Source organism: Bartonella sp. AP150HLJHH, assembly GCF_042196385.1.
Classification (GTDB): Bacteria; Pseudomonadota; Alphaproteobacteria; order Rhizobiales; family Rhizobiaceae; genus Bartonella.
In genome coordinates, this window is the sequence record NZ_JBHIQC010000045.1 from 1 (window position 1) to 7,227 (window position 7,227).

Genomic DNA, 7,227 nt, shown 5'->3' on the forward strand with positions numbered 1-7,227 from the left:
TGCAGGTAAATTTTTGACTTTATGGCGTTGTTTTCCTAAAAGAGCGCGTGCTTTTTCTGTTGCTTGTAAATCAACATTCAAACCCAAGGCAGCCGCATGTTTGAGACAAAGTTTGAGACGTATCAATGCTGTCCGAGCAGCTCCAGCTTTTGTATGCCAAATAGGGGCAAGGGTATCGCGTATCTCTGTTTGAGTAATCTCTGAAACGGGTAGACAGCCTAATTTAGGGAGAATATAAAGACGTAAAGGTGAAAACCAATCACAAGCCTTACCATCATTTTTTAATTCAGCTTTCCGACTTTCAAAAGCATCTACGGCAATATCTTTTAAGTAATGAAGATTGCTGATTGCCTCACGCTTTTGTTTATTGCGTTCTTTAATGGGGTCACGCCCCTCACGTAAAACCGAACGCCACCCAGTTGCCAATTCACGGGCTTGTTTTAAAGAGACATCTCGCAATGCTCCCAAGCCCATTTCACGACGACGTCCGTGAAGGGTATACCGTAAAATCCATTGAGCACCTCCATCTTTACGCTTATGAAGTAACAAGCCGGCTTGTGACGTGCAAGCAAGTGGTTTTAGTTGATTCAACCATACACAGATTTGAAATGAGAGAATCCTACGTTATTTGGGATTCTTATTCGATATGAATAGTGCTAAATTATCATTATAAATCAATATGATTGTATCTTTAATAAGAAATAAAAGTTTGTATTTTGGCGTCGAGTAGAACCTCTTTTAAAAGTAATTTCACCGCAAGTAGTATTTCACAAAATTACAATTAAAACAGAAAAATAATTGAAAAATTTTTCTTCTGAGAAGCTGATTTACGCAACAACTATTCTTTATTTCAGCCCCAAAAAACCTTTTTAAAATTACTTGATAAAGCAGAGCATTGCATATTTCTTATTGTGATTAAAGTGAAATAGCCATTGAAAACAGGAATAATACTTTTTGAATGAACTTAATAATTAAAATGGAAACTAGCTGAGTACAAGAGTTTTTCGATTTATACCGGTATAGGCCAATTTATTTTCCAAACTGAATATTGCGTAATACAGTTAAATTGACTTTACAATTATAAAGTTGTAAATTTTTAGACTATTTACAAAATAATAATTATCTTTAATATATATCAAGGTACATAATAACAATATGAGGAGGATGTTATGTCATATAAAAAGCCGCAGGTGATTGGTACTGTGAATAGTGCAAGTTTAACTTGTTATAAACCATTGGCGCGAGATAGAAAAAAATAAAAAAGCAGGATAAGGGCGCAGCAGCGCCCTTATCCATTGTATTATTAAGAAACAATTTAGGAGGGGAAATGTTTCGTATCAATCTCGACGAGAATAGTATAACTAGATTAAATGATTTTCAGACTATTGTGCTTAATGATTCAGCTATAATTTTAATTGATTCAGTTTTTTTACAGAATCAGAAAATTGAAACTGTTGCGGCAAAGCTTAATGTAGAGACAGAGGTCTTAGCATCAGATTTTTCAATCTTGTTAAGAGAACTAGAAAAGAATGGTTTTCTTTTAAAGAAGGAAAACTTGATTAGTGCGTCAGATTCGATTTTTGATCTTAAAAAATTATGGGCACCTGTGACACCTATTATACATATTATCCAGAATTGCAATAGCCCTTGTATCATGTGCGATTGTTGGAAGATTAAGGAAAAAAATTGGCATACTCCAGAAAGTTTAATACCCTTATTTAGAATGTTGAAAGAAAAAGGAGCTGCCTCAGTGATGCTTTCTGGGGGAGAACCTTTAATGCATCCGAGGCTTAAAGATATTTTATTAACGTTGAATGAACTAGGTCTGCCTGTTGAATTAAATACCAATGGCATCTTATTGCATAAAAATTTATGGATTTCACAGTATGACATAAAAGAAATTGTTATTTCTATGGATTCGACTAGTGTCCAAGGATATTATGATATACGGGGGGCGAATAAATTTGATCGCGTGTGGGAAAACATTGAAACAGTTAAGAATCTTCAACCTCTGCAAAGTATAGGAATAAGAGCGACAGTTACTAAAGAGATTCTAGAAAATATTATTAATTTTATCGATTTTTGTATAAGCAAAGATGTCGATTATATCGGATTCAACCCGCTCGATACGTCGTCATTTTGTTTTTCTAGAAACAATAATACAAAGGATCGATCTAAGGCTTTAAGCAACAAAATTCTTCCGCCAAACGCCTCACTTTTTCATTTGAGAGATGAATTATCAAGGAAAGAATCCCCCCTCCAGATTTATATAGATAAAAAGTTCCAAGAAAGGAAAATCTCATGGACGTCACAAAATTTTGTAAATTGTATTAATTATTACTTAGGCGAAAATTCTGCGTACGTTTCGTCGCCGTTAATGTGTTTATTTCCATTTTCATCCTTGGTATTGGACTATAATGGAGATTTAAAAAATTGCTTTTATTCAGAAGCTTTTGGGAATCTACAAAATTATGAGGCAATAGATTGGTCTGCTCAAAGCGTTTTAAAATCTTTGAAAGAATCTGGCGCATGTAGCGGATGTCGTGGGAAGGTATTTTGTGGATAAGGTTAAGCAATTTAAGATTTATAGCGTTAGCAAGTCTACTGCTCTAGTGGTTGCTGTTTTACCACTTTTTTTGTCGGAAAAATTGCATTTGTCGCAAGCGGATATTGTTTTAATCGGTAGTTATTTTTTATTGCTTCCTTTGATCTTAGAAGTCCCCTTGGGTTTATTATCAGATGTTTATGGAAGTAAGCGCGTTATTTATACTGGGCTGTTTTTCTTTCTTTGCGGTTTTTTAGCTCTTTTTATGAATTATGCATATTTTGCTTACGCCACTTATTTGTTGTGTATCACATTAGCGGCCGCTTGTTTCTCAGGTGCGGAAGATAGTTTACTCTTTTCTGTAGTACCAAAGCATCGCACACTGTTTTCCGTTAAGTCCGAAGTGGCTGCTGTTACCTATAGTGTGACAACGGTACTTATTTTTTTAGGGGGAATACTTTATTATGTGCATCCTGCATTGCCTGTAATTTTTCAAATCCTTTCATTAATTTTTGCTATTTTTATGTTTTCAAAACTGACGAAGGGATTAGATAGTTTTCATATCAACGCTCATCCGAGTATTTTCACAGTTATGTGCGCCAGCCGTAAAGAAGTCAAAAACCCTTATCGCTTCACTCTTGTTTTTTTAAGTGCAGTTTCAGCTTTTGCTATTTTGGTTAATAATCGAACTGTTTCTATCGCATTTTCTGATTTTTTGCCATTTCAACCTGCTATTTTGGTTTCGATTATTTTTATCATTGGGAATTTTTTTTCAGCAAGTTCCAATATATTGTTTCAGAAGTATTTTTCAAAGTTTCAAAATCCTATTTTTCCCGTCTTAATGATTGGTTGTATGGTAACCATTGCTTTTTTTCTCATGTCATTTCAAATCATTGCGGCTCTTATATTAGGATTTTTACTGCTATGTGTTTTTAAATCTGCTTATCGATCTTATCTGTCGTCTCTTCTTATAAATTCACTGATTGATCCCAAAGCTATCGCGACTGTTTTATCATTTACAGCCATTATTACAGCTGTTGTATCCTTTGCATTCAGTTTTTTATACGGTCATGTTTTTTCAACATTCTGGCAAGCTAATTTGTGGTTGGCAGTGATTATGGCTGTGATTTTTGGGGTGTCTGCTTTAATTATTTTTGTCAGAAAACAAGAAATCATTTGGTTACAGCCTGAAAATGCACAATCGTCAAAACAACATTTCTTGAAACGCAAGCATCAAGAGTTTTGCTATGGGCAAATTTATCCGGAAGCATCGTGCATTAATGAAAACATCAAGGATGGCTCTTTTCGACAAAGTCTCTATCCTGCACCAAATTTGATAACACTTTGCGATGAAATAGTCGAATGGGAGTTTATCCGGGGTACTGTATTGAGCCAAATGGATTTGCTACATCAAAAGGCGATTATTGATCAAATCAATAAGATCTTTCAAGATCGATTAAGCAAGAATATAATCTTATCACATGGAGATTTACATCCTGATAATATCATTGTTACTTCTGATAGTTCTTTTATGGTAGTGGATTGGGATTTATGTCAAGAAGCCAGTCCGGAATTGGATATCTTAACATTTTTCACCAGTCCAAGATTATCTCTCAATTTAGAAGAACGGATAGACTATATTTCTCATTTGCTGTCTATATCAAAGGATGAAGCTTTACCAATGATAAAAGCGTTTGTGGCTAAAAAAATTTCTGATCTTTCTCTATACCAAAATATTTTCATGAAACAATTAGTATTGGATTATATGAACTTGAATAAGAAATTTCATGGGCGATAATATTGTAATTTGTAATGAAAATTGCAGTGCGGGCTGCAATCATTGTCCGTATTCGATGGAATATATGGTGAGAGATGACGCGTTGCCTGAATCTTTATATACAATAAATGACATAAAATCTGATTTTATTATTCTTTCTGGTGGAGAGCCTTTTGAGCTCGATTATGATTTACTTCATAAATATACTTGTATGTGTCTCATTTGCAAAAAATATTTTCGGATTGCAACAGGGGGGCACATCTATATTCAACCATATTTGAAGCTATTAAAGAGTAATCCGTTCTTTTTAGGGATACAAATAGGCACAGATGTTATTTCAGAGATAAGAAATCTAGACAGTAAAAAATATAAACAAACGTGGGTGCGTAACATAGAATGTATGAAAAAAGATAGCGTACCATATAGTGTGACGATTACTTTATCGGAGAGATTCGATTTGGCAGAAGTGTTAGCTCTAATACGTATCGCTACTCCCGAGTTCATTTTAGTTAATTTTGAAAATAGAAAAAAGTATGAGAATAGATTTCAGTTAAATATGATACGGGATTTTTTTTCTGGCTGTGAGATAAAATATGGATATACGCATCAGAGTTTACACCAATAAATATAAACTATCGGATTCTTTTCACAGTTCTTCTGGTGTGTTAGTTGAAAAAACAGAACTGATAATTTTATTTACTGCTCAGGATAAAGTTATTTCGCCCTTTGCTATGGAGTTGCCATTGTCACCTAGTCACGGAGAAATGCCGGACGATTTTATAAAATCTGTAAATGAACGATCAATAAATAAAAGTAAACACTTTGCAAATTCTTTAAGCTATTTCTTTGGGTTGGAAGATTTTTTTAAAAAAGTTGAAATGGCTAAAATTATTAATTCTGGATTAATGAAATCTATTAAAACGATAGGAATAGGTGCAATTATTGATGATGAGATACGTAATTACGATTTGATAAAATTGAAATCATCGAATCAGTATTTGGATGATACAATTGCAATTGTTAATGAAAACAAAAATGTAAAATTTATTATTGATTTCAATGCAAGTATTAATTTTGAGCAGTGGAATTATTTTATTGATAGGATAGATAAGAATAATTTGTTTGGAATAGAACAGCCTGTGAAATTTCCTTCAAAAATTCCAGATTTGGGTTTCTTAAATATCGCTGATGAGACATTCGTGAAATGTGGTTATGAAAAAATTCACGAATATGGCTATAATGCTTTTGTCTATAAGCCATTTGCAAGTAATATTAAAGAATTATATAAGTGTTTTGAGAATAAAAATAACTACGTTGGTATGGTTGGAAGTAATGTTTCAGGCCCTTTAGATTGTAGTTTTTGTAACATCATAAATCATTATATGCCTACCAAATTAGCAGGAAATCGTGCAAGTAATTTTGAAGCGCATCCGTTAAATAATAAAACTGAGGATTTAATGAGAATTCGAGAAAAAAAGATATCTCTCTCTGATGAATTGTTTATTTATCTTGATAAATTTTGCCAAAAGGTATCGGATTTGTATTTTGATATGAATCAATTAAAAGAAATTGCTACAAATATATAGTATTTCCCACTCTGAAGCAGCTATGTTTCGTGAATAGATATAGGACATACCGATGGAAGAACGATATGGTGCTTGTCTCATGTATCGGGATCTTATATACTAAAAGTGTCAAAGATGGTGGCAAAATTGGCTTTGATTTTTTTGATATTAGCAGTAATTTAAGCAGCAACTTGCCTTTTTTATTCAAGATTTTTGATGAGAAAGAATTATAGGTATTTCAGTTTGATGTAACTCAAAATAAGCGAACGGTATTTTTAAGCTTGATGTTTATTATAAAGCTGAGCTCAACCCCAATCAAAACAGTATGGCAGGTGGACTTATTATCTTACTTAAAAGGGGCTAGCTAAGAAGCATACGCTTGTTATTATATCGAATGTTCTCAATTTGCATTCGATTAAACTTACAAATCAAGATGGCTTTTATTCTAATATCATCAATACTGGGCTTTATAGATTAAACATTCAAGTCCAATAATTCGCAGAACAAATGAGCCATGCATCCAAAATGCCAATTACGAGTAATATAAATCCCAATGATATTGTAGCTGATATTCACTTAATACCATCAATACTCCCAAATGACTCCTATTATCGTAAGGTTTTTTTCTTTTCTCTTGAGATCATCACCAACGTCATAAAAATATATTTTACCATGCTGTTGCACGTTTGGATTTTTTACAAAAATAGAAATTTCCATAGAGTAGCTCAAGATCCTAAACAAAAATATTAAAATATAATGTTTTTTATTTTTTATTATTAAAAAAATAACATAAACATTGGAATAACTCTCCAAAAGCAACAAAACTCTTTGTAAGAAGAACTCTGATCATTTTCTTTGAAAAAAGAGCAATGAAGAGAATGTCACTAAAAAGAGCGTTGAGCGATTGGCTTGAAAAACTGTCAAAAGAGATTTCTCTATTGTGTGGTCCTATGATTTTTCACCAAGGTGAGCTATTCATAGCGTTTTGTAGGCCGACCGCCTTTTGGGTTTTGTCTTCATAAATTTCACGAAGATAGTTGTAACAGCATAAAAGCTCTAAAGTTTGTTAAATAATTCCTTATGTTTTGGATTGGCTTGGCTTAAATGCACCCCACCACCTGTTACAGATCCCAACATGGCTTTTGCTGGTTTTTGGTCTGTTTTGCAACCATTGGCTTGTAAAAAGGTTCTATGAATGGCGAAAGAGCCAGCGCCCTTAACAAGAGCCACCAACGCGGTCAGTGTAACCCCAGAGGGGTGCGAACATTTGTCGTAAAAGCGTAAATCAGGAGGCAAATCACATGTAATACCCCGCATACGTAAATAGGTTTCTGCTAAAG

The 7,227-nt window shown here is 33.5% G+C and carries 5 protein-coding genes and 1 pseudogene; 4 read left to right on the forward strand and 2 right to left on the reverse strand.

Annotated features, from left to right (window positions below):
* The coding region (locus ACFING_RS08860) for an integrase arm-type DNA-binding domain-containing protein (protein ID WP_375630542.1) at positions 1-591 on the reverse strand (591 nt) is incomplete at its 3' end.
* Positions 592-1,327: 736 nt separating this feature from the next.
* On the opposite strand from ACFING_RS08860, the gene ACFING_RS08865 reads away from it, so the two are divergent.
* From ACFING_RS08865 to ACFING_RS08880, 4 genes are read left to right on the forward strand one after another with little or no spacing between them, the layout of a single operon-like run.
* Positions 1,328-2,566: a radical SAM protein gene (locus ACFING_RS08865; protein WP_375629497.1), complete on the forward strand. Its 1,239-nt coding sequence runs from the start codon at positions 1,328-1,330 to the stop codon at positions 2,564-2,566.
* Complete coding sequence (locus ACFING_RS08870) at positions 2,559-4,343, forward strand: MFS transporter (protein ID WP_375612536.1); 1,785 nt, start codon at positions 2,559-2,561, stop codon at positions 4,341-4,343. Before ACFING_RS08865 ends, ACFING_RS08870 begins: the two co-directional genes overlap by 8 nt.
* Positions 4,333-4,947, forward strand: a complete 615-nt coding sequence (locus tag ACFING_RS08875) for a hypothetical protein (RefSeq protein WP_375613858.1) — start codon at positions 4,333-4,335, stop codon at positions 4,945-4,947. Before ACFING_RS08870 ends, ACFING_RS08875 begins: the two co-directional genes overlap by 11 nt.
* The gene (locus ACFING_RS08880; protein WP_375613859.1) at positions 4,916-5,908 is read left to right on the forward strand and encodes a hypothetical protein; all 993 of its coding nucleotides are present in this window, start codon (positions 4,916-4,918) and stop codon (positions 5,906-5,908) included. Before ACFING_RS08875 ends, ACFING_RS08880 begins: the two co-directional genes overlap by 32 nt.
* Before the next feature lie 1,035 nt (positions 5,909-6,943).
* Here ACFING_RS08880 and ACFING_RS08885 read toward each other — a convergent pair.
* A pseudogene (locus ACFING_RS08885) lies at positions 6,944-7,227 on the reverse strand (virulence-associated protein E); the annotation flags it as partial.

What these genes read in the sequence shown, in the direction of transcription:
- ACFING_RS08865 (WP_375629497.1), top strand. Translation starts at nt 1,328, where the DNA reads ATGTTTCGTATCAATCTCGACGAGAATAGTATAACTAGATTAAATGAT.
- ACFING_RS08875 (WP_375613858.1), top strand. Translation starts at nt 4,333, where the DNA reads ATGGGCGATAATATTGTAATTTGTAATGAAAATTGCAGTGCGGGCTGC.
- ACFING_RS08880 (WP_375613859.1), top strand. Translation starts at nt 4,916, where the DNA reads ATGGATATACGCATCAGAGTTTACACCAATAAATATAAACTATCGGAT.